The organism is Streptomyces sp. NPDC047028, from assembly GCF_040644095.1.
Classification (GTDB): Bacteria; Actinomycetota; Actinomycetes; order Streptomycetales; family Streptomycetaceae; genus Streptomyces.
The window spans coordinates 86162-108875 of the sequence record NZ_JBEYVS010000030.1; the positions used below are offsets into that span (position 1 = coordinate 86162).

General features: G+C 73.1%; 19 protein-coding genes and 1 pseudogene. 16 read left to right on the plus strand and 4 right to left on the minus strand.

Annotated elements, in window-relative coordinates; genetic code table 11:
* The first annotated feature begins 15 nt into the window (after window positions 1-15).
* Together ABZ854_RS25370 and ABZ854_RS25375 are read left to right on the plus strand one after the other, a co-directional pair.
* Window positions 16-567, plus strand: a complete 552-nt coding sequence (locus tag ABZ854_RS25370) for a helix-turn-helix domain-containing protein (RefSeq protein ID WP_361214712.1) — start codon at window positions 16-18, stop codon at window positions 565-567.
* A complete protein-coding gene (locus ABZ854_RS25375; RefSeq protein WP_361214714.1) occupies window positions 564-2087 on the plus strand; it encodes an MFS transporter in 1524 nt (507 codons plus the stop codon). The genes ABZ854_RS25370 and ABZ854_RS25375 overlap by 4 nt, the downstream gene beginning before the upstream one ends.
* Before the next feature lie 157 nt (window positions 2088-2244).
* Here ABZ854_RS25375 and ABZ854_RS25380 read toward each other — a convergent pair whose 3' ends face one another.
* Window positions 2245-2967, minus strand: a complete 723-nt coding sequence (locus tag ABZ854_RS25380; protein ID WP_361214716.1) for a lysophospholipid acyltransferase family protein — start codon at window positions 2965-2967, stop codon at window positions 2245-2247.
* Window positions 2968-3264: 297 nt separating this feature from the next.
* Here ABZ854_RS25380 and ABZ854_RS25385 point away from each other — a divergent pair, with 297 nt between their 5' ends.
* The 3 genes and pseudogenes from ABZ854_RS25385 to ABZ854_RS25395 form a co-directional block, all read left to right on the plus strand.
* Complete coding sequence (locus ABZ854_RS25385) at window positions 3265-4443, plus strand: glycerophosphodiester phosphodiesterase (RefSeq protein WP_361214718.1); 1179 nt, start codon at window positions 3265-3267, stop codon at window positions 4441-4443.
* A gap of 101 nt (window positions 4444-4544) precedes the next feature.
* Complete coding sequence (locus ABZ854_RS25390) at window positions 4545-5051, plus strand: sigma-70 family RNA polymerase sigma factor (RefSeq protein ID WP_361214720.1); 507 nt, start codon at window positions 4545-4547, stop codon at window positions 5049-5051.
* A 45-nt stretch (window positions 5052-5096) separates the two neighbouring features.
* Window positions 5097-5591: pseudogene (locus ABZ854_RS25395) on the plus strand (GNAT family N-acetyltransferase); the annotation flags it as partial.
* A gap of 86 nt (window positions 5592-5677) precedes the next feature.
* Here ABZ854_RS25395 and ABZ854_RS25400 read toward each other — a convergent pair.
* Complete coding sequence (locus ABZ854_RS25400) at window positions 5678-6097, minus strand: hypothetical protein (protein WP_361214722.1); 420 nt, start codon at window positions 6095-6097, stop codon at window positions 5678-5680.
* A gap of 1 nt (window position 6098) precedes the next feature.
* Entirely contained in the window at window positions 6099-6458 is a 360-nt protein-coding gene (locus tag ABZ854_RS25405; protein ID WP_361214724.1) for a hypothetical protein, read from the minus strand.
* 631 nt (window positions 6459-7089) lie between these two features.
* On the opposite strand from ABZ854_RS25405, the gene ABZ854_RS25410 reads away from it, so the two are divergent.
* From ABZ854_RS25410 to ABZ854_RS25445, 8 genes are all read left to right on the plus strand, one after another.
* Window positions 7090-8133 (plus strand): ATP-binding cassette domain-containing protein, encoded by a 1044-nt coding sequence (locus ABZ854_RS25410; RefSeq protein ID WP_361214726.1) that lies wholly within the window; start codon window positions 7090-7092, stop codon window positions 8131-8133.
* The gene (locus ABZ854_RS25415) at window positions 8130-8867 is read left to right on the plus strand and encodes a methionine ABC transporter permease (protein ID WP_361214728.1); all 738 of its coding nucleotides are present in this window, start codon (window positions 8130-8132) and stop codon (window positions 8865-8867) included. The genes ABZ854_RS25410 and ABZ854_RS25415 overlap by 4 nt, the downstream gene beginning before the upstream one ends.
* Window positions 8868-8936: 69 nt before the next feature.
* The gene (locus ABZ854_RS25420) at window positions 8937-9767 is read left to right on the plus strand and encodes a MetQ/NlpA family ABC transporter substrate-binding protein (RefSeq protein WP_361214730.1); all 831 of its coding nucleotides are present in this window, start codon (window positions 8937-8939) and stop codon (window positions 9765-9767) included.
* A 155-nt stretch (window positions 9768-9922) separates the two neighbouring features.
* On the plus strand, window positions 9923-10570 hold the full coding sequence (locus ABZ854_RS25425) for a GNAT family N-acetyltransferase (protein WP_361214732.1): 648 nt from the start codon (window positions 9923-9925) through the stop codon (window positions 10568-10570).
* A 115-nt stretch (window positions 10571-10685) separates the two neighbouring features.
* Window positions 10686-11972: a precorrin-6y C5,15-methyltransferase (decarboxylating) subunit CbiE gene (gene cbiE, locus ABZ854_RS25430; protein ID WP_361214733.1), complete on the plus strand. Its 1287-nt coding sequence runs from the start codon at window positions 10686-10688 to the stop codon at window positions 11970-11972.
* Window positions 11973-12314: 342 nt separating this feature from the next.
* The gene (gene cobT / locus ABZ854_RS25435) at window positions 12315-16205 is read left to right on the plus strand and encodes a nicotinate-nucleotide--dimethylbenzimidazole phosphoribosyltransferase (RefSeq protein ID WP_361214735.1); all 3891 of its coding nucleotides are present in this window, start codon (window positions 12315-12317) and stop codon (window positions 16203-16205) included.
* Between the two features lie 194 nt (window positions 16206-16399).
* A complete protein-coding gene (gene cobA / locus ABZ854_RS25440) occupies window positions 16400-17632 on the plus strand; it encodes a uroporphyrinogen-III C-methyltransferase (protein WP_129310179.1) in 1233 nt (410 codons plus the stop codon).
* Window positions 17633-17705: 73 nt separating this feature from the next.
* Window positions 17706-18524: an RNA methyltransferase gene (locus ABZ854_RS25445; RefSeq protein ID WP_361214738.1), complete on the plus strand. Its 819-nt coding sequence runs from the start codon at window positions 17706-17708 to the stop codon at window positions 18522-18524.
* A 148-nt stretch (window positions 18525-18672) separates the two neighbouring features.
* Here ABZ854_RS25445 and ABZ854_RS25450 read toward each other — a convergent pair whose 3' ends face one another.
* Window positions 18673-20067 (minus strand): protein kinase, encoded by a 1395-nt coding sequence (locus ABZ854_RS25450; RefSeq protein ID WP_361214740.1) that lies wholly within the window; start codon window positions 20065-20067, stop codon window positions 18673-18675.
* Between the two features lie 610 nt (window positions 20068-20677).
* On the opposite strand from ABZ854_RS25450, the gene ABZ854_RS25455 reads away from it, so the two are divergent.
* The 3 genes from ABZ854_RS25455 (at window position 20678) to ABZ854_RS25465 (ending at window position 22593) form a co-directional block, all read left to right on the plus strand.
* Window positions 20678-20854 carry a hypothetical protein gene (locus ABZ854_RS25455; RefSeq protein WP_361214742.1) on the plus strand — a complete coding sequence of 59 codons (177 nt, stop codon included), beginning with the start codon at window positions 20678-20680 and terminating at the stop codon, window positions 20852-20854.
* Between the two features lie 408 nt (window positions 20855-21262).
* Window positions 21263-22198, plus strand: a complete 936-nt coding sequence (locus ABZ854_RS25460; RefSeq protein ID WP_361214744.1) for an aminoglycoside phosphotransferase family protein — start codon at window positions 21263-21265, stop codon at window positions 22196-22198.
* 92 nt (window positions 22199-22290) lie between these two features.
* Entirely contained in the window at window positions 22291-22593 is a 303-nt protein-coding gene (locus tag ABZ854_RS25465) for a zf-TFIIB domain-containing protein (protein WP_361214746.1), read from the plus strand.
* Window positions 22594-22714: the final 121 nt, after the last annotated feature.

The window sequence follows — 22714 nt, forward strand, 5'->3', positions numbered from 1 at the left end:
CGCTACCCTTGTCTCATGGCCGTCGACCGTGACCACGTGCTGCGCAGCGCCGCGGCCCTGCTGACCCGCAAGTCCACCGCGACCATGGACGAGGTCGCCAGGGCCGCCGGCATCAGCCGGGCCACGCTGCACCGGCACTTCGCCGGGCGCGACGCGCTCGTCCGCGCCCTGGAGGCGCTCGGCATCGCGGAGTGCGAGGCGGCACTGGAAGCGGCCCGCCTCGACGAGGGGCCCGCGGGCGAGGCCGTACGGCGGCTGGTGCGGGAACTGGAACCGGCCGCCGGACTGCTGTCCTTCCTCTACACCGAGAACCAGCTGTTCGAGGGCGACGGGCAGCACGCGGGCTGGGCCCGCCTCGACGCCCGCATCGCCGCGCTGTTCCGGCGCGGCCAGGAGGGCGGCGAGTTCCGCATCGACCTCACGCCCCCCTGGCTGACGGAGGCCCTGTTCGGACTGATGGCCTCGGCCGCCTGGGTCGTACAGAGCGGCAAGGTCGCCCCCAACGACTTCCACCACATGATCGTCGAGCTGCTGCTCGGCGGCGCACTACGGAGAGAGGAACCATGACCAGCACCCTGCAGCCGGCCGGCACGGTCGAGACGGAGAAGCGACCGGGCCGCTGGCTCGCGCTGTCCGTCCTCGTCCTGGCCGTGCTGCTGGTGGCCGTCGACGCGACCGTCCTCGGCCTGGCGACCCCGTACATCAGCGAGGACCTGCGCCCCACCGGCACGCAGCTGCTGTGGATCGGCGACGTCTACTCCTTCGTCATCGCCGGGCTGCTCGTCTCCATGGGCAGCCTCGGCGACCGCATCGGCCGCAAGCGGATCCTGCTCGTCGGCGCCACGGCGTTCGGCGCGATATCGGTCCTCAACGCCTACGCGACGACACCCGAACTGATGATCGCGGCGCGGGCGCTGCTCGGCATCGCCGGCGCGACCCTGATGCCCGCCACCCTCGCCCTGATCCGCAATATCTTCCACGACCCGCGCGAGCGCAGTCTCGCCGTCGGCATCTGGGGCGCCACCGCGTCCGCCGGCACCGCCGTCGGCCCGATCGCGGGCGGCTTCCTGCTGGAGCACTTCTGGTGGGGGTCGGTCTTCCTGATCAACCTGCCGGTGATGGCGGTCCTGGTCCTCGTCGGCGTCCGCACGCTCCCCGAGTCCAGAAACCCCGACCCGGGCCCCTGGGACCTGACCAGCGTGCTGCTGTCCCTGGTCGGCATGATCGCCGTGGTCTACGCGGTCAAGGAGGCGGCGACCCGCGGGTTCGCCCTGCCCGGCCTCGCCGTGGGCCTGCTGGGAGCGGCGGCCCTGTACGGCTTCGTACACCGCCAGCTGACCATGCCCACCCCGCTGCTCGACATGCGGCTGTTCCGCAGCCGTGGCTTCAGCGGGGCGGTCCTCGCCGACCTGCTGACCGTGCTGGGCATGTCCGGCCTGGTGTTCTTCCTCTCCCAGTACCTGCAACTCGTCCAGGGCAGGCACCCCTTCGAGGCGGGCCTGGCCGAACTGCCCGCCGCCGTCGGCGCCGTGGCCGCCGGCCTGGTCGCGGGCCGGGCGGCCCGCCGCTTCTCGGTCCGCGCGGTGGTCTCCGGCGGCCTGGCCGCGGTGGGCCTGGCCCTGGCCGTCCTCACCACGCTGGACCGCTCGACGGGCTACCCGCTCCTCGGGGCCGCCCTCCTCGTCGTCGGAATCGGCGCCGGCTTCTCCTTCACCGTCACCGCCGACGTCATCCTCTCCAGCGTCCCCAAGGACCAGGCGGGCGCGGCCTCAGCGGTCTCCGAAACGGCCTACGAACTCGGCGCCGCCCTCGGCATCGCCCTGCTCGGCTCCATCGTCACAGGCGTCTACCGGGACTTCCCCGGCCCCCCGGGCACCCCCGAAGCGGCCCACGAATCCCTGGGCGCGGCGGTGGAGGCGTCGAATACCATGCCGACCGCCCCCGCCCAGCACATGCTGGAAGCAGCCCGCACCTCATTCGTCGACGGCCTGCAACTCGCCTCAGCAGCAGGAGCAGCAGTACTCCTGGCGACGGCCCTGGCGGCCTGGTTCCTACTGAAGCAACAGAAACTGGAAGACACAGAGTGAGGCGACCCAGCCAGGGCGTGCCAGGCGTCGCGGGCCCACGAAGATCCGCCGGACAGGTCCTAGGGGCGCGGGGCCGTATCGATTTGCGGCTCCGCCGCGTGGGCGCGACAAGCCACAACGCACCCGCACCCGAAACGCGAGCGAACCGCCGTCGGCGCTACGCAGCCTTGGCCTTGGTGGCATACATGTCCACGTACTCCTGCCCGGACAACCGCATGACCTCAGCCATCACGGAATCGGTGACCGCCCTCAGCACATACCGGTCCCGATCCATCCCCTCGTACCGAGAGAACTCCATCGCCTCACCGAACCGCACCGTCACCTTCCCGGGACGCGGCATCCCCGCACCCCCCGGCTGCAACTTGTCCGTACCGATCATGGCGAACGGCACCACCGGCGCCCCCGTCATCAGCGTCAGCCGCGCGATGCCGGTGCGGCCCCGGTACAGCCGGCCGTCGGGGGACCGCGTGCCCTCGGGGTAGATCCCGAACACCTTGCCCTCGTCCAGCACGCGCCGGCCGGTCATCAGCGCGGCGACCCCGCCCCGGCCGCCGTCGCGGTCCACGGGGATCATGCCGACGCCGGTGAAGAACCAGGCCATGAGTCGGCCCTTGAGGCCCTTGCCGGTGACGTACTCGTCCTTGCCGATGAAGAAGACCTGACGGTCGCAGACGATCGGCAGGATGATCGAGTCGATGAACGTCAGATGGTTGCCCGCCAGGATGACGGGACCGTCACCCGGGATGTTCTTCGCGCCCTCCACCTGTGGGCGGAACATCAGGCGCATGATCGGTCCGAGCACTGCCTTGATGAGCGCGAAGCGGGACAACGGGTCCTCCGATGTCGAGTGAGCGATATGTGTCTGTGCAGGTGAGGACATTACTCGCGGCTCCCGGGGAAGCGCACATCGGGTACGCCCGGTTCACCGATGTCTTACGCATTGTTGACACGGGTTTACCTGCGGCGGCGCCCCCGCGCCCGCCGAGGCCCCCCGGCCGGCGGTGTGACGGACATCGCGCCGCGACGGCGCCGAGCAAGGCCGACGGGCCGTCAGGTCCCGCCGCTCACCGGACACTCGGCGTCACCCGGGTGTTCGGTACGCGGTCTCCCGCCCGTCATGCCCACGCCCCTACGATCGGCCGCGCGGAGACGCACCGACGGCAGGCAGGAGGCGCTCATGCACAGGGACGATCAGGTGAACGGAACGGCGCGGGGCACGGGACGGCGGGCGTTGCTCGGCGCCGCCGTGCTCGGCGCGGGCGGGGCGGTCCTCGGGCTGCCCGGAACGGCGGGGGCGGCGCAGGCCCGGCCGGCCGGACACGGCGACCGGGGGCCGGCAGGCCTGCCGGTGCCGACGGTCATCGGTCACCGCGGGGCCGCCGGCTACCGCCCCGAGCACACCTTCGGGTCGTACGAACTCGCCCTCGACCTGGGGGCCGACGTGGTGGAGGCCGGGGACCTGGTGCCCACCCGGGACGGGCACCTCGTCTGCCGGCACGAGCCGGAGATCGGCGGCACCACGGACGTCGCCGACCACCCGGAGTTCGCCGGCCGCAGGACCACCAAGACCCTCGACGGGGTGCCCACCACCGGCTGGTTCACCGAGGACTTCACCCTCGCCGAACTGAAGACCCTCCGGGCGGTCGAGCGCATCCCCGCCAACCGACCGCACAACACCCTCTACGACGGGCGCTGGGAGATCCCCACCTTCGAAGAGGTGCTGAGGTGGCAGGACGAGCAGACCCGCAAGCGGGGCAAACAGGTCATCATCTACCCCGAGACCAAGCACCCCACCTACTTCCGGGCGCTCGGCCTCGGCCTGGAGGAGCGGGTCGCGAAGACCCTGCGCAGACACGGCAAGGACGGCCGGCACGCACCCGTCATCCTGCAGTCCTTCGAGCCGACCAGCATCCAGCGGCTGAACCGGCTCGTCGGCAACCCGCTCGTGGTCCTGCTGTCCTCCGCGGACAGCCGCCCGTACGACTTCGTCGTCTCGGGCGACCCGCGCACGGTCGCCGACCTCATCACGCCCGAGGGCCTCACGGAGATCGCCGGCTACGCGCAGGGCATCGGACCCACCCTGGACCTCGTCATTCCCAAGAAGGCCGACGGCACCCTCGGCACACCGACCACGCTGGTCGCCGACGCGCACGAGGCGGGCCTGATCCTGCACCCTTACACGATGCGCGACGAGAACCCCTTCCTGCCCGCCGAGTTCCGCAAGGGCGACGCGCCCGACGGCTACGGAGACGCGTTCGGCGCCTTCCGGACCTACTTCGCCACCGGCATCGACGGCGTCTTCACCGACAACGCCGACACCGCCGTACTCGCCCGCGCCGACTTCCTCGACGGCTGAACCGGCCCACCCGCGTCAACCACCTGCCCGCTACGCCCCTCGTTCGGGGTGTCTCGCCGCCGTCCCGCAACTCCCCGCCGGGGCGGCGCGTCGTTCCGCATATGACGCCCGACCTGGTAGCCACGCTGCGCCCCCTGCTCACCGCCGAGGCCTCCGCCGAGGCATATGCCTCCGGTGACGAGCCGAGCGATCTGGAGCAGGCGGTCTGGCTCCGCCTCCTGGAGCGGCTGGAGTCCGACGGGCCGCCCCGGGACCCGGAGGGCTGGCTGCGCAAAGCCGTACGTGCGGAGGCCCGCCGCAGCCGTCGTACGACCCGCGTCGAACGGCCCTACGGCGTCGAGCCGCCCCGTGACACCCGGCCCGGCCCCGAGCAGATCGTCCTCACGGCCGCCCGGCACCGGGCGCTGCGCGACGCCGTCCGCCGCCTCCCCGGCCGCTGCCCCCGCCTGATGGAGGCACTGCTCTCACCGAAGGACCTGACCTACCGGGAGATCGCGGGTGAGTTGGGTATCTCACAGGGCAGTCTCGGACCGGAACGCTCCAGATGTCTGGGATGTCTCCGACGATTGCTCACGCCGGAGGTTGCGGTGCCCGAAGTGCGGGGATAGGAGTGGGGGACAACAGGTGATCAGGTGAGCGGGAGGCGTGCGCACATGGGCATGAGCGTGATCATCTCGGCGGCGACCGAGCAGGACGCGGAACAGGTCTTCAAGCTCCAGTACCTGTGCTTCCAGAGCGAGGCCGCACTGTACGGCAACTACCGCATCGCCCCGCTCGTGCAGACCCTCGACTCGGTCCGCCAGGAGGTCGCCGCGGACTGTGTCTTCGTCGCCCGGCTCGGTGACGAGGTCGTCGGCTCCGTGCGCGGCCGGCTCACCGAGGACGGCGCGGCCGCCATCGGGCGGCTCTGCGTCCACCCCCGCCTCCAGGGCCACGGTATCGGAGCCCGGCTGCTGCGCGCGGTCGAGACGGCCCTGTCCGACCAGCGCGGCGCCACCCGCTTCCGCCTCCACGCCGGCCACCGCAGCGAGGGCAACCTCCGCCTCTACCGCCGAGTCGGCTACGAAACGGTGGGCCGCGCCAAGGGATCCGACGGGGTGGAAATGATCGTGCTGGAGAAGCAGTCGAGCACCTACGCGGCGACGGCCCGAAGAGGACGGCCCACGGGGGCGCCCCAAAGGGGCGCGGGGAACTGCGCGAACAACCACAACGCACCCGCACCCGCCAGTGCTCCTCAGTCACCCCGCCCGGAACGCGCCCTCCGCAGCCAATACATCGCCGACAAAGGCAACAGCACCGGAATGAAGACGTACCCCATCCCGTAGTCCGACCACACGGTCGCGTCCGGGAACGCCGACGGCTCCACCAGCGTCCACGTCCCCACGACCAGCACTCCCGCCAGTTCGGCGGCACAGCACACCAGTGCCGCCCGGCGCGCCCGCTCGCCGCCCCGGATCAGCGTGTAGGTGATGAACCCGTACACGACTCCGGCCACGGCCGACAGGGAGTAGGCGAGCGGCGCCCGCTGGAAGTCCGTCCCGATCTGGTAGGCGGACCGCGACACGGCGCCGACCACCATCACGCCGTAGAACCAGACGAGCAGCATGCCCGGCCCGCTGATCAAACGGGCCGGCTTCTCCGGTACCGCAGTCACCTCAGCCTCCCCAGATGTCGAAGAGCCGTACTTCCAGCACGGCCAGCACCACGCCGCCGGCGGCGGCCGTCACCGAACCCCACCGGGTCCGCTCGGCCAGCGACATGAACCCCGCCGCCGGAACACACGCGAACGCGCCCAGCAGATACGCCACGAAGATCGTGGTGCCCTGATCCGGCTTCTCGCCCCGCGCCAGCTGCACGATCCCGACCCCGAGCTGGACCAGGGCCAGTACGGACACCACGGCCATGCCGATGAGGTGCCAGTCCTTCGTCGGCTGGTCACGGTAGGCCGCCCAGCCGCACCAGGCGGCGAGCAGCAGCGCGGCGACACCGGTCACCAGCGTCAGGGCATTGAGCATGCGGTGACCTTATTACGGCCGAAATGGGCCGACGCCGCCGCCCCCGTCGTACCCCGCCGTGGCGTTGACCACAACCAACGGGCCACGGAGCCGGGCGCCGACCTGGTGGCGCACGACCTGCCGGCCCTGTCCGCACTGGTCACTGAAGGGGGAGAGGAGATCTCCGCGCGCGCCTGACGGGTGTCCGCCGCTGTCCAGCATGCGGACGGGAGCGCCGGGTCAGGACCGTACGTCTGCTTTACTGATCGCATGACCACGACGAGCTGCCGCATCCCTGCGACCGAGGCGACCATGACGCCCGGTGCTCGTTGTACGTGTCGAATGTGCGCCTTCTAGAGGGCCCCCGCACCACCCCTGAGCCTCGCGCCCCGAAGCGAGAGCCGTGGCCTGTCCCCGCCGCCCCAGCGGCGTCTCGGACCTACGCCGCCCCCACCGCCTGATGCAGGTCGATACCGCCTGATCCGGCCGGGGAACCCCGCCGCGCACACGATGTCCTCCCGGCTCCGCCGGTCCCCTCGTGCGGCGAGAAGCGGCACGTCCCGGACATCACGCCATGAACGCCACGAACCCAAAGAACGCACCCGTGCCCGGGCACACCCACGCCCGCGCACTCGACAGTGACGGAAATCCTGTGATCACCACCTCGGGCCTGACCAAGGTCTACCGCTCGCGCGGCCGTGAGGTCACCGCCCTGGACGGCGTCGACCTGCACGTCCGCGAGGGCGAGGTCTACGGCGTCATCGGCCAGTCCGGCGCCGGCAAGTCCTCGCTCATCCGCTGCGTCAACCTGCTGGAACGCCCCACCTCCGGCACCGTGACCGTCGCCGGACAGGACCTCACCTCCCTCACCGGACGCGGACCGCGCGCCGGGAAGGAACTGCGCCGGGCGCGCAGCCGGATCGGCATGGTCTTCCAGCACTTCAACCTGCTGTCCTCGCGGACCGTGCAGGACAACGTCGAGCTGCCGCTGGAGATCCTCGGGCACTCGGGGCGGGAACGCTCCCGCAAGGCCCTGGAACTGCTCGACCTGGTCGGCCTCGGCGGCCAGGCCAAGGCGTATCCGGCCCAGCTCTCCGGCGGCCAGAAGCAGCGCGTCGGCATCGCCCGCGCCCTCGCCGGTGACCCCAAGGTGCTGCTCTCCGACGAGGCCACCAGCGCCCTCGACCCCGAGACCACCCGCTCCGTCCTCCAATTGCTGCGCGACCTCAACCGGCAGCTCGGCCTCACCGTCCTGCTCATCACCCATGAGATGGACGTGGTCAAGTCGGTGTGCGACTCGGCCGCGCTGATGCGCGACGGCAGGATCGTGGAGTCCGGCACGGTCAGCGAACTGCTGGCCACGCCGGGCTCCGAACTGGCCGGGGCGCTGTTCCCGGTGGGCGGCGAGGCCTCCGGCGCCGACCGCACCGTCGTCGACATCACCTTCCACGGCGAGGCGGCGACCCAGCCGGTCATCTCCCAGCTCTCCCGCACCTACAACATCGACATATCGATTCTCGGCGCCGCGATCGACACCGTCGGCGGCCTCCAGGTCGGCCGGATGCGCATCGAACTGCCCGGACGCTACGAGGACAACGTGGTGCCCGTCGGCTTCCTGCGCGAACAGGGCCTGCAGATCGACGTCGTCGGCCCCGAGGGCCAGGAGTCCGCGCTGGTGAAGGAAGGTGCCAAGTGAGCTGGTCCGAGATGTGGGCGCTGCTGGAACCCGAGTGCTGGAACACCCTCTACATGGTCGGCTGGTCCACGGTCGTCGCCATCCTCGCCGGACTGCCGCTCGGCATCCTGCTCGTGCTCACCGAGCGCGGCGGCCTGTTGCAGAACATCGTGGTGAACAAGGTCATCGGGCAGGTCGTGAACATCACCCGCTCGATGCCGTTCATCATCCTCATGGTCGCGCTGATGACCTTCACCCGCTGGGTCACCGGGACGAGCATCGGCCGTGACGCCGCCATCGTGCCGCTCGCCATCGGCGCCATCCCCTTCTTCGCCCGGCTCGTCGAGACCGCCGTCCGGGAAGTGGACGGCGGGCTCGTGGAGGCCGTGCAGTCGATGGGCGGGAGCACCCTCACCATCGTCCGCAAGGTCCTGGTGCCCGAGGCCCTGCCCTCGCTGATCTCCTCCGCGACCACCACCCTGGTCGCCCTCATCGGCTACTCGGCGATGGCCGGCACCGTCGGCGCCGGCGGCCTCGGCGACCTCGCCGTCCGCTACGGCTACCTGCGCTTCGAGACCGAGCTGATGTGGGTGATCGTCGCGATCCTCGCCGTCGTCATCTCCCTCGTCCAGTTCGCCGGCGACCTCACCGCCCGCGCCCTGCACAGCCGGGGCGCGCGGACCGGCCCCGTGCCCAGGCTCCGGCTGCTCAAGGCCAAGGAGCCGGACACGGCCCACGTCGGCAAGGCCGTCTGACCGGCCCGCACCCCAGAACTCCCCGTCACCCACACGGGGTCGCACCACCCTTAAGGAAAGGCACTTTTCGTGCGTAACACCGCCAAGATCACCGCCGCCGTCCTCGCCGCCGGAGCCCTCACCGCCGGGCTGACCGCCTGCGGCTCCGGCAAGGACTCCACCTCACACGACTACAGCGGACCGCTTGTCGTCGCCGCCAGCCCCACCCCGCACGCCGACATCCTGAACTTCGTCAAGAAGAACCTGGCGAAGAAGGCGGGCCTCGACCTCGAGGTCAAGGAGTTCACCGACTACGTCACGCCCAACACGGCGACCGAGGACGGCTCGGTGGACGCCAACTACTTCCAGAACCAGCCGTACCTCGACGACTTCAACAGCAAGCGCGGCACCCACATCGTGCCTGTCGTCACCGTGCACCTGGAGCCGCTCGGCCTGTACTCCCACAAGGTCAAGAGCCTCGACGCCCTCAAGAGCGGCGCGACCGTCGCCGTCCCCAACGACACGGTGAACGAGGCCCGCGCGCTCAAGCTCCTCGCCGACAACAAGCTCATCACCCTCAAGAAGGGCGCCGGCGCCGAGGCCACCCCGCAGGACATCGACGCCAACCCCCGGCACCTCACCTTCAAGGAGGTCGAGGCCGCCCAGACCGCGCGCTCCCTGGACGACGTGGACGCCGCCGTCGTCAACGGCAACTACGCCATCTCCGCCGGCCTGAAGCCCGCCAAGGACGCCCTCGTCCTGGAGTCCGCGAAGAACAACCCCTACGGCAACTTCCTCGCCGTGAAGAAGGGCAACGAGAACGACCCGCGCGTGAAGAAGCTGGCCAAGCTCCTCACCTCGCCCGCGGTCAGGAAGTTCATCGAGGACAAGTACCAGGGTTCGGTCATTCCGTCCTTCTGATCCCGCACCCGGGCAACTCACCCGACACGCACGGGGTCCGCGCCCTCACCAGGTGTGGACCCCGTGATGCGGTTCAGTGCTTTCATGCTGCATGCTGGGCAGTTCAGCAGGCCCTGCGGGTTCCCGCAGGTTTCCCGAGCTTTACGGAGCGGCGCATGACTAGCACCTTCCCCAACGTCTCCATCAGCACGGAGCGGTTGGTGCTGCGCCCCCTCGACGAGGACGACGTGCCCGCCCTGGCCGAGATGATGAACGACGAGCAGATCGCCGCCTGGACCGACATCCCCCAGCCCTTCACCGAAGCCGGCGCCCGGCACTGGATCGGCCAGTACGCGCCCGCCGAACGCGCCGCCGGCCGTGGCCTGGACCTCGCCGTCACCGAGTTCCTCACCCAGCGCCTCGTCGGTGTCGTCCAGCTCACCAAGACCAACTGGCACATCCGCTCCACCGAGTTGTCGTACATCGTCGCCCCCTGGGCGCGCGGCGAGGGCTACGCCTCCGAGGCCTCCCTCGCCACCGCCCAGTGGGTCCTCGGCGACCAGAAGTTCGAGCGCATCGAGATCCGCACCGCCGCCGACAACACCGCCTCCCAGCAGGTCGCCCAGAAGATCGGCTGCATCAGCGAGGGCGTGCTCCGCAACGCGTGCATAGTCCACTCGCGCACCGACGACGGCACCTGGACCGACGTGCGCACCGACTTCATCGTCTGGAGTCTCCTCCCCGAGGACCTGGAAGGCGCCGACGAGCAGCTCGCCGACACCGCCGGCTTCACCTCGTACGCCGAGTACTCCGAGTGGAACTGACCTCGGGGCGCGCCCGCCCCACCGCGCGCAACGCCGGGTGAACCGGTACCCTCACGGTGCCCCCACCCGGGCACCGCACCCCTGACGACCTGCGAAAACCAGGAGACTGACGACGATGGCCGACCGGGTCACCGTGATCGGCTGGGACGGCTCGCCGCTGACCGACACGGCACGCGCCGCCCTCGGCGCCGCCACCCTCGTGGCGGGCGCGGCCCACCACCTCGCGCTGCCCGAGGTCCCGCACGCCGCCGAACGCATCCGCCTGGGCAGCCTCACCCTGGCCGCCCGCCGCATCGCCGCCCACCGCGGCACCGCCGTCGTCCTCGCCGACGGCGACCCCGGCTTCTTCGGCGTCGTACGCACCCTGCGCGCACCGGAGTTCGGCCTGGAGGTGGAGGTCGTGCCCGCCGTCTCCGCGGTGGCCGCCGCCTTCGCCCGGGCCGGCATGCCCTGGGACGACGCCCAGGTCGTCGTCGCCCACCGGCGCACCCTGCGCCGCGCCGTGAACGTCTGCCGCGCCCACCCGAAGGTCGCCGTCCTGACCTCACCGGGGGCGGGCCCCGCCGAACTCGGCCTGCTGCTGGAGGGCGTCCACCGCACCTTCGTCATCTGCGAGGAACTCGGCACCGCCCGCGAACAGGTCACCGTCGTCACCTCCGACAAGGCCCCCGACCACACCTGGCGCGACCCCAACGTCGTCATCGTCATCGGCGGGCACACCGCCGCCGGGACCGCGCCCGAGGGCGGCGGCTGGATCGCCGGCCGCGACCCCGCCGCCGGACCGCGAGGCTGGGTCCAGCCGGACGAGCGGTACGCCGCGCCCGGCGACGCCGGTTCCGTAACCGGCACCGGTCATGGCACCGGCGCCGGCTCCGGCACGGGTCCCAGGCTCGGCGAAGGGGAGACGCAACTGCTGCGGGCCGCCCAACTCGCCCGGCTGGGGCCCCGCGTCGGTGACCTCGTCTGGGACATCGGGTGCGGCAGCGGCGCGTTCGCCACCGAGGCCGCGCGCGCCGGGGCCGCCGTCATCGCCGTCGACCACGACCCCGGGGCCTGCGCCCGCACCGAGTCCGCCGCGCGCCGCCACGGCGTCCTGCTCCAGGTCGTGCGCGGAGCCGCGCCCCACGTCCTGGAGAACCTGCCCGAACCGGACGTCGTACGCGTCGGCGGCGGGGGAGCGGCCGTGGTCTCGGCGGTCGCCGACCGGCGCCCGCAGCGCATCGTCACCCACGCCGCCACCCGCGACGCGGCCGAGCGCGTCGGCCGAGACCTGAGCGAGCACGGGTACCGCGTCGAGTGCGCCCTGCTGCAGTCCGTCGAACTCGACACCCGGGCCTGGACGGAGACCGAGCGGAACGTTGCGTTCCTGCTCACCGGGGTACTGGCCGACCGCGCCCCGTGATCGTGTTGTCGTACCGCGCGCGGTAGGCTGGCCGATCGTTGTGCCGCACCGGTGGCCCGGAACTTCGTTCGTCAATGTCCGGAAAACACGCCCGTTTTGGGTTGGGTGTGGTACGGCGAAACCCGAGGACGCGCAACGTGGCGCAGTCCACAGCGGCCTGTCGCGGATCATGCTGTCGCGACGGCGGAACGACCGGGACAATGCCACTGAATGGCTTTGTCGTCTTTTCCATGGGTCGTTCGTGCCGCTGGGCACGCACGCTCGTTCTTCACGGTGGGGCGGTCGGTGCGCCGTTCCGGGTGAGCTGTTTCAGGAGCACTAACCGATGGGCGAGGGGTACGCATGACGGACACCGGCCAGGTCCCGGGCGAGGGACTGCCGGAGAGCGCGGGCATGGTGGAGCAGCCGGGCGTCCCCGCGCACGGCGCGTACACCTACCTCTCCGACGCTCCGGCCGAGGACGAAGAGCTGCTGCTGCCGGGTGCCCAGGGAGCGTGGGGCAACGAGGTGCCGCCGCCCGCCCCGGAGCCCGTCGTCGAGGCCGTCCACGAGCCGGGGCCGCACGAGACGGCCGGCCGGGACAGCGGCTCCGTCGACCTCACCGGAGTCCGGCTGCCCGACTCCGGCCCCGTGTCCATGACGCCCTCGCCCATCCTCTCCGCGCCGCACGACCCGAGCGCGGCCGTGCAACAGCCGCGGCGGCCCCTGCACCTGGGCCCGCCGATCCCGGACGCCTCCGCCAGCCCGGTCCGCTCTCTCGCCGACCGGGGCCCGGCGGGCACGCCGGTGCGCCAGCCCGGGCTGCCGACGGGTCCTGAGTACGCCGAGGGCCGGCCCCCTCTGCACGACATGGCCCCGCAGAGCGCGGCACCTTGGGGTACGGCCCCGGACGCGACGGACCAGGCACCGGCGGAAGAGGCCGCGGCTCAGGTGCCGGTCGGGGTGGCGCAGGCCCAGGGGCAGGTTCCGGCCGCGGTGGCTCAGGTCGAGGCTCAGGCCCCGGCTGCGGAAACGGTTGCTCCGGCCGGACCCGCGGCGACCGAGACGCCCGGCGCCGCCCAGGCCGCGGTGGCCCGTCTCACCCACCAGGCGAGCGCGGCGACGGCACCGGGGCAGAACGTCGTGCACGGGCACGACGGAATGCAGCCCGCGAACGCTCATGACGGTGTGCAGTCGGTGGAGAGCACGCAGACCACCGCTCCCGAGGCTGTGACGGTGCCCCCGAGCCAGCCGGTCGTGGATCAGGCTCAGGCCGGGGAGGCCCCGACCGGGGCCACTGCGGGGGCGCCGGTCCCGGAGGCAGCCGCTACGAGCGGACCGGAGCAGGTGGCGCAGGGCACGGCGGACGAGCCGGCGCAGACCGCTCCGGACCAGACCGCGCAGGCGGAGGCCGAGGGCCAGGCTCAGGTCCCGGTGCCCGTGCCGGCCGAGGACGCCGGTATCACCGCGTCCGCGCCCGCCGCTCCGGGGCCGGCGGCGCCGGTCGCCCCCGCGCAGCCCGACGCCGAGCCGGCGCAGGCCGCTGAGGCGGCCGCAGGCACCGGCCGGGCGGATGCGGCCGAGCCGGTAGCCACCGCCTCCGGACCCGCCGAGCCGGTGGCCGAGGCAGCGGCGACCGACGGCGGTGCCGCCGCAGTCCAGCCTGCCGTTGCCACTGCCGATCAGCTGCCGGCGCCCACCGCCGAGGCCGGCACCGCAGCCGGCGTACCGGCAGGCGAGACGGCCGCCGCGGGCCAGCAGGCGCCGGCGCCCGAGCCCGCGGTCGCCGCCGAACCTACCCGGGCGCCCGATGTGGCCGCCGAAGCCGAACCCGTTTCCGTCAACCCCGTCCAGGAGGCACCGGTGACCGAGGCCGCCGACTCTCCGGCTCAGGGCGCCGTACCGGCCCAGCCCGCCGGTGATGCCACCGCGACGCCCGCCGACGGCACCCCCGAGGCGCACGCCCCGCACCAGGTCCAGGGCCCGCAGCTCGGCAACGCCGTCGCCGCCGACGCCGTACTCGCCCCGCTGCCTGAGCCGCAAGACGGCCAAGTCCCGCAGGCCGCCGCGCCCGCCGGGCCGCAGGGCGAATCGGCCGCCGCCGTCCCCGACCCCGCGGTGGCCGCGGACGGCTCTCAGGCCCCCGGTCCCGGGCAGCCGCTCGGGGAGTTCGTGCCCGTGGAGGGGTCCGTGCCGACCACTCCGCATCTGGCCCCCACCCCGCCGCACCCGATCGTGCTCCCCGCTCAGGAGGCCCCGGAGGCCCGGGAGACCCCGCAGGCCCCGGAGACAGCGGCGACAGCCGAGACACCGGAGGCGCCGCAGGGACCGGTCGCCACCGTTCCCGCGCCCCGCGAGGCGGAAGCCCCCGGCAGCCCGACCCCCGCCCCGGCCCCGACTCCGGCGGCCCCGGAGACCGAGCCGGCCATCGACGTCGTACAGCAGGCGGAGGACCTGGACACCCGGGGTGCCGAGCCCGAGGAAGGCGCTGCGGTGGTGGCCGAAGCACAGCAGCCCGCCGGCCCCGCCGCCCCCGCCTACGGCGACGCCGAGCGTGAGGCGGTGCTGAAGGTCATGCGCGAGCGGCGCGACATCCGCAACGGCTTCCGCGGCGACCCCATCCCGCACGACGTGCTGCTCCGCGTCCTGGAGGCCGCCCACACCGCCCCCAGCGTCGGCCACTCGCAGCCCTGGGACTTCGTCGTCATCCGCTCCGCCGACACCCGGCGCACCATGCACGAACTGGCCACGCGTCAGCGCGAGGCGTACGCCAAGTCGCTGCCCAAGGGCCGGGCCAAGCAGTTCAAGGAACTGAAGATCGAGGCCATCCTCGACACCCCCGTGAACATCGTCGTCACCGCCGACCCGACCCGCGGCGGCCGGCACACGCTGGGCCGGCACACCCAGCCGCAGATGGCGCCCTACTCCTCCGCGCTCGCCGTCGAGAACCTCTGGCTCGCCGCCCGCGCGGAGGGACTCGGCGTGGGCTGGGTCAGCTTCTTCGACGAGCGCGAGATGGTCCGCGCCCTCGGCCTCCCCGAGCACCTGGAGGTCGTCGCCTACCTGTGCGTCGGCTACGTCGACGAGTTCCCGGACGAGCCCGAGCTGATGCAGGCCGGCTGGTCCAAGCGGCGCCCGCTGTCGTGGGTGGTGCACGAGGAGACGTACGGCCGCAGAGCCCTGCCCGGTGAGGACCCGCACGACCTGCTCGCCGAGACCGTCGCGCAGATCCGCCCGCTGGACGCCAAGGCACTGGGCGAGGCGTGGGAGCGGCAGAAGCGGATGACCAAGCCGGCGGGCGCGCTCGGCATGCTGGAGATCATCTCCGCGCAGTTGTCCGGGCTGTCCCGGCAGTGCCCGCCGCCGATCCCGGAGCCCGCCGCCGTGGCGATCTTCGCCGGCGACCACGGTGTGCACGCCCAGGGCGTCACCCCGTGGCCGCAGGAGGTCACCTCGCAGATGGTGGCCAACTTCCTCGGCGGGGGAGCGGTCTGCAACGCCTTCGCGAACCAGGTCGGCGCCGAGGTGTGCGTCGTCGACGTCGGTGTCGCCGGCGACCTTCCGGCCACGCCCGGACTGCTGCCCCGCAAGATCCGCGGCGGCACCTCCGACATGACCACCGGTCCCGCGATGAGCCGCGAGGAGGTCAAGCAGGCCATCGAGGTCGGCATCGAGACCGCCCGCGACCTGGTGGCGGCCGGCAACAAGGCCCTGCTCACCGGTGAGATGGGCATCGCCAACACCACCGCGTCGGCGGCGCTCATCTCCGTCTTCACCGGCGCCGACCCGGCCGAGGTCACCGGCCGCGGCACCGGCATCAACGACGAGACCCTGGCCCGCAAGACCGAGGTCGTCCGGCGCGCGCTGGAACTGCACCAGCCGGACCCCGCCGACCCGATCGGCGTCCTCGCGGCCGTCGGCGGCTTCGAACACGCGGCCATCGTGGGCCTGCTGCTCGGCGGCGCGTCGCTGCGTACGCCGGTGATCCTGGACGGCGTCAGCGCCGGTGCCGCCGCGCTGGTCGCCCGCGCGATCGCCCCCGAGGTCCTCGCGGCCTGCATCGCCGGCCACCGCAGCGCCGAACCCGGGCACGTCGCCGCCCTCAACAAGCTCGGCCTGCGCCCCCTGGTCGACCTCGACCTCCGCCTCGGTGAGGGCACCGGCGCCCTCCTCGCCCTCCCGCTGGTCCAGAGCACGGCCCGGGCGATGCACGAGGTGGCGACGTTCGACTCGGCCGGCGTGACAGAGAAGTAGGCGCCACGGCGAAGTGGGCGCCACGGCGAAGTGGGCGCCACGGCGAAGTGGGCGCCACGGCGCGTGGTGGTCCGGCGTCCAGCTGCCGGGCTACCCGTGCCCTCTGCCCTGCCCACAGCTAAAATCCGCACGTCAGGGCCGCTCCGAAGGTGCAGCGCGCCCCCATCGCAGAGCTGCACGAGGAGCCGTCCCTCATGGCCGAACACCCCGCCTACCCCGTAGGCCTCCGCCTCACCGGCCGCCGCGTGGTCGTCCTCGGCGGCGGCCAGGTCGCCCAGCGCCGCCTCCCCGCCCTCATCGCGGCCGGCGCCGACATCCTCCTCGTCTCCCCCGAGGCCACGCCCTCCGTCGAGGCCATGGCCGACGCCGGCGAGCTGACCTGGCACCGGCGGCCGTACGCCGAAGGCGACCTCGCCGACGCCTGGTACGCCCTGATCGCCACCAGCGACCCCGAGGCCAACACGGCCGCCTCCGCCGAGGCCGAGAGCCACCGCGTCTGGTGCGTCCGCTCCGACGACGCCGACCGGGCCACCGCCTGGACCCCCGCGACCGGCCACAGCGAGGGCGTCACCGTCGCCGTCCTGACCACGGACGCCCGCGGCCGCGACCCCCGGCACACCGCCGCCGTCCGGGACGCGGTCGTCGAGGGCCTGCGCGACGGCACCCTCGTCGCCCCGCACCACCGCACCCGCACCCCCGGCGTCGCCCTGGTCGGCGGCGGCCCCGGTGACCCGGACCTGATCACCGTGCGCGGCCGCCGCCTGCTCGCCGAGGCCGACGTCGTCATCGCCGACCGCCTCGGCCCGCGCGACCTGCTCGCCGAACTCCCGCCGCACGTCGAGGTGATCGACGCGGCGAAGATCCCCTACGGCCGGTACATGGCCCAGGAAGCCATCAACAACGCGCTCATCGAGCACGCCAAGCAGGGCAAGTCCGTCGTACGTCTCAAGGGCGGCGACCCCTTCGTCTTCGGCCGGGGCATGGAGGAGGTCCAGGCGCTCGCCGAGGCCGGGATCGCCTGCACGGTCGTCCCCGGCATCTCCAGCTCGATCTCCGTGCCGGGCGCGGCCGGCATCCCGGTCACCCACCGCGGTGTCGCCCACGAGTTCACGGTCGTCAGCGGTCACGTCGCCCCCGACGACGAGCGCTCCCTGGTCGACTGGCCGTCCCTGGCCAAGCTGACCGGCACGCTCGTCGTCCTCATGGGCGTCGACAAGATCGGCAAGATCGCGGACACGCTCGTCGCCCACGGCAAGCCCGCCGACACGCCGGTCGCGCTGGTCCAGGAGGGGACGACGGCCGCGCAGCGCCGGGTCGACGCCACCCTCGCGACGGTCGCCGAGACCGTCCGGGCCGAAGAGGTGAAGCCCCCCGCGGTGATCGTCATCGGCGCGGTGGTGGACGCCGGACCGGCCAATCTGGCTTGATCACGCGTAACCCCGAGTAACCCAGTCGTTCCGAGCCGTTGGCACCACACCCAGGACAAGGCAGTATCACCCTGTGGCCGATCTCATCACCGTTGAGGATCCAGAGGACCCCCGCCTCTCCGACTACACGGGCCTGACCGACGTCGAGCTGCGCCGCAAGCGCGAGCCGGCCGAGGGCCTCTTCATCGCCGAGGGCGAGAAAGTCATCAGACGGGCCAAGGACGCGGGCTACGAGATGCGCTCCATGCTGCTCTCGGCCAAGTGGATCGACGTCATGCGCGACGTCATCGACGAGCTGCCGGCCCCCGTGTACGCGGTCAGCCCGGACCTCGCCGAACGGGTCACCGGCTACCACGTGCACCGCGGCGCACTCGCCTCCATGCAGCGCAAGCCGCTGCCGACGGCGGCCGAACTGCTCCGCTCGGCCCGCCGGGTGGTGGTCATGGAGGCCGTCAACGACCACACCAACATCGGCGCGATCTTCCGTTCGGCCGCCGCGCTCGGCATGGACGCCGTGCTGCTCTCGCCCGACTGCGCCGACCCGCTGTACCGGCGCAGCGTCAAGGTCTCCATGGGCGCCGTGTTCTCGGTGCCGTACGCCCGCCTGGAGACCTGGCCGAAGGGGCTCGAACAGGTCAGGGAGGCCGGCTTCCCGCTGCTGGCCCTCACCCCGGACGACAAGGCCCGCACCCTCGACGAGGCCGCCCCGCACCGCATGGACAGGGTGGCTCTGATGCTGGGCGCCGAGGGGGACGGTCTGTCCACCCAGGCCCTGGTCGCCGCCGACGAATGGGTCCGCATCCCCATGTCCCACGGTGTCGACTCGCTGAACGTGGGTGCGGCGGCGGCGGTCGCGTTCTACGCGGTCGCCACGGGCCGCCCGGAGGCCTGACCCGCGCCGCCGTTCGGCCACCGGACCCCCGGCCTCGCCGTCAAGTCCTCGGACCGCGGCCCTGCCGTCGAGCCGTCGTAGCCCGGCCCGGCCGTCCGGTCGTCGGACCCCGGCCTCGCCGTCAAGTCCTCGGACCGCGGCCCTGGCGTCACCCGTGCCGCAGGGTCGAGTGGTAGCGCTCGGACACCGGGACTGCCTCGTCCGCCGGGGCGAAAGCCGTGGCCGCGTGCTGCTGGTGCCGGCGTACGCCGCCGTGCTGGTCGCCGAGGCCGCGGGCCGGCCCCTGGCAGCCCTGGGCGACGGCGATGCCCAGCGCCACCAGCAGCGTCACCACCACGAACACGAACAACCGCTGCCGCAGCAGGCGCGGATTGGCCGGGCGCCGTCCGGTGCCCGTCGGCCGCGGCGCCGGCCGGCCGCCGGCACCGCGCGGCGCGGGACGGCTGCCGCCGCCGGACCGCGGGCCACCGCCACGCGGGGCCGGGGTCGGACGCGGTCCGCCCGGCCGCGACCCGGCGCCACCGGCGCGCGTGGAACCGCCGCCCCGGGGTGCCACCCCGCCCCGGGCGGGCGCGCCGCCGCGCGGCACCGGGGTGCCCGGGGACGTACGCCGCTGGGCGCCGCGCTGCGGTTCCGGGTAGGTGTCGACGAGCGGGCCCGTGGGCCGGTCCGCCTCGGCGGCGCGTGGCGCGGGCGGCCGTACGTCGGTCAGGCCCTGTGCCTCCCGGGCCGCGATCTCCTTCAGCCGCAGCGACAGCTGAAGCGTGCTGGGCCGGTCCTCGGGGTCCTTCGCCAGGCAGGCCCGCACCAGCGGGGCGAGCGCGTCCGGCACTCCGCTCAGCTGGGGCTCCTCGTGCACCACCCGGTACAGCATCACCTCGGAACTGCCGTGGCCGAACGGCGAGTCGCCGGCCGAGGCGTAGGCGAGGGTCGCGCCGAGCGAGAAGACGTCGGTGGCCGGGGTGACGGCGGCGCCGCGCACCTGCTCGGGCGCGAGGAAGCCGGGGGAGCCGACCGCCGTACCGACATGGGTGAGGGTGGAGGCGCCGGTCGCCCAGGCGATGCCGAAGTCGATGATCCTCGGTCCCTTGGGGGACAGCAGGATGTTGGAGGGCTTCAGGTCCCGGTGCACCACGCCGGCCTCGTGCACGGCGACGAGCCCCTCGGACAGGGCGGCGCCGATCGCCGCCGCGTCGGCCGTGCCGAGCGGCCCCTCGTCGGCGACCTTGTCGTGCAGGGACGGCCCGGGAACGTACTGCGTGGCGAACCACGGGCGGTCGGCCTCCAGGTCCGCCGCGACCAGCCGGGCCGTGCATCCGCCCCGGATGCGCCGGGCCGCCGAGACCTCGCGGGCGAACCGGGAGCGGAACTCCTGGTCCTCCGCGAGATCGGGCCGGATCACCTTCAGCGCGACCCGCTGTCCCTTCTTGTCGGAACCGAGATAGACCACGCCCATCCCGCCCGCGCCGAGCCGTCGGTGAAGCCTGAACGAGCCGACGGCACGCGGGTCCTCGCGCCTCAGGCGCATCATCGCCATGTTCATCCCCGCTGCCCGGTCCCTGTGACGTGGCACAGCTTACGTTTCCCCGGCCGCCCGCGCGCAGAGGCCGCGCCCTCTCACGCGGATGGATTGTGCGTGCCGGGTGCGCGAAGTGAGACGGGGTCAGGAAGCCGTACGGCTCGGAGCCCTTGGGGCGGGTAGGCCGTCAATCCCCCGTAGGGGCAGTGTTGTTGAACGCTCGAACAGTGGCCGGGGCGGCGGTGCGGCGCCTGTTGCGGACTGGCCGTGGGCGGACGCGGGCACATCGGGAGCGCCGGATCACCCCTCGCGCGGGACCCCGCTTCCGGACGACGGACAAGTGATCGAACTCACTCGAAGCGGCGCGAAGTGGCACACCGCCGGTCCGGACATGGCGGGACACGGCGGGCGCCCCCTCCGGGAAGACCCCGAGACCGGTGACCGGGTCTCCACCCAGGGGAGTAGAGCCCAGGTCACACCTCATCCTCCGGGAGGCCCGTCATTCGGTACGAGGGCATGACGCCCGCCGGGCGCCCCGCGCCTAGATTTGAGGTCAAGCGGCGGGTGCAGCACTCGTCCCCCGAGGTCAGGCACCCGCCGCTGCCAGGACAACAAGACGGTCAGGAGAGGGACCATGGCCCACACGGCACCGCGACGCACCGCGTTCGCTCCACGCCGGACGGGACGCCGCCACCCCCTGGTGGCGACGCTCATGGCCCTTCCCCTGGCGGCCCTGCTCCTCCTCGTCTTCGACGGCTGGGAGACAGTGGCCACACAGGCGTCGTCCGTGGGTGTGATGCTGGGGCGCTGAGCGGCGACCCCAGGCCCGGAAGAGCGGTCCGGGCGGGGACATCCACCCATGAAACCCCGTGGGGACGGGGGTACGGCGGACGGCACAAATGCCGGCGCAGCTGGGGAGCTGCGCCGGCATTGGCCGTTTCCTCCCGCCCCTCACGACCTGGGCCCGCCCCAACCCACCGCGCAGTTCCCCGCGCCCCTTACGGGGCGCGTCGCAGCCAGTCGTATGTAACTGCGAGCCTGCTACCCAGCTGCGGGCATGCGTGCCGCTAGGGGCGGCACGGGTGGGCGCAGCGGCACCCTGGCAGCGCCGGTGAGCGAACCGACCCCCGGCCCGCGCCAGTGCCCGCGCTGTGCAGCCGGCCTCGTGGAGCGGCCTGTGCCAGTACGCTCGCCCTACAGTCCACCCCCCGAGGCCCCCGTGACGTCTGACACCTCCGCTCTGCTCCCCGCCCTCGCGGCGCGCGCCGCGCACCCGGAAGGCGGCGGGGTCTGCCGGTGCGGCCCCGTCCAGACCCTCGCCGACAGGCCCGACGCCACAGTCGTCCGGCATGCCGGCACCGTCGCGAAGGCGCACGCCCCGGAGACGGAGGAGGCCGAGCTCGGTCGGCGCCTGGCCACCGCCGCGGCGCTGCCGGACGTCCTCCTCGCCCCCCTCGCGCCGACCGCCACCCCCCTGCACGGCCGACTGGTGACCTTCTGGCCCTACGGCGCCCCCGTGGACCCGGACGACCCCGAGGCGGCCCCCTGGGAAGCCGCCGCCACCCTCCTCGCCCGGCTGCACCGCACGGCCCCGCCCATCGGCCTGCCCCCGATGCGCGGCCCCGCCAAGGCCGCCCGCGCCGTCGCTCGCCTCCGCGCGGCCGCGACCGATGGCGAGGATCCGGCCATGGCCCCGATACTTCGGGCCTGGGCCGCCCTGCCCGCCTGGGCCCGCGCCGAGGCCCCCATGCCCTGTACCCCGTCCCTCTGCCACGGCGACCTGCACCTCGGCCAGCTCGTCCGCCACCCCGCGCCCGACGGCCCCTGGCGGCTGATCGACGTGGACGACCTCGGCGTCGGCGTTCCCGCCTGGGACCTGGCCCGCCCCGCCGCCTGGTTCGCCTGCGGGCTCCTCCCGCCCGACGAGTGGACCCGTTTCCTCACCGCCTACCGGAACGCCGGCGGGCCCGCCGTACCCCCGGACGGCGACCCGTGGCCCGCCCTGGACGTCGCGGCCCGCGCCCTGACCGTACAGACGGCGGCCACCGCGCTCGCCAAGGCGCTCACCGCCGGCCGCCCGCTGGACGAGGTCGAGCAGGACGTCGTGGACGCCTGCGCGCGGATGACTTCCGTCCCCGCGCAGTTGACGCACTGATTCCCGAAGTAAGGTGCAACCGACCAGGCGCGGACGGAGTCTGTCCTGGGGAAACACGAAGCAGGACCAACCGGCGAGGAGTTGAGCCGACCATGCAGTGTCCGAAGTGCCATGCGCCGATGCACACCTACAACCGCAGCGGCGTCCAGATCGAGCAGTGCAGCGGCTGTCGCGGCATCTTCCTCGACTACGGCGAGCTGGAGTCGCTGACCCAGCTGGAGTCCCAGTGGACCAAGCCCGCCCCGCCGGCGCCGCCCGCCCCGCAGGCGTACCCGGCCCCGCCCGCGCCCGCCTGGGGCGCCCCGCACGGCGGCGGCCACGGCGGCGGTCACTACGGCGGCCACGGTCACCACCACCGCCACAAGAGCTTCGGCCACATGCTGTTCTCCAGCTGACAGCGGACCCGACGCGAGGAGCCCCCGGCCGTACGAGACGGCCGGGGGCTCCTGGGTGTGTGGACGATACTGGGATTGAACCAGTGCCGGCACGGCCACCAGGTCAGCGCTCGCGGGGGAG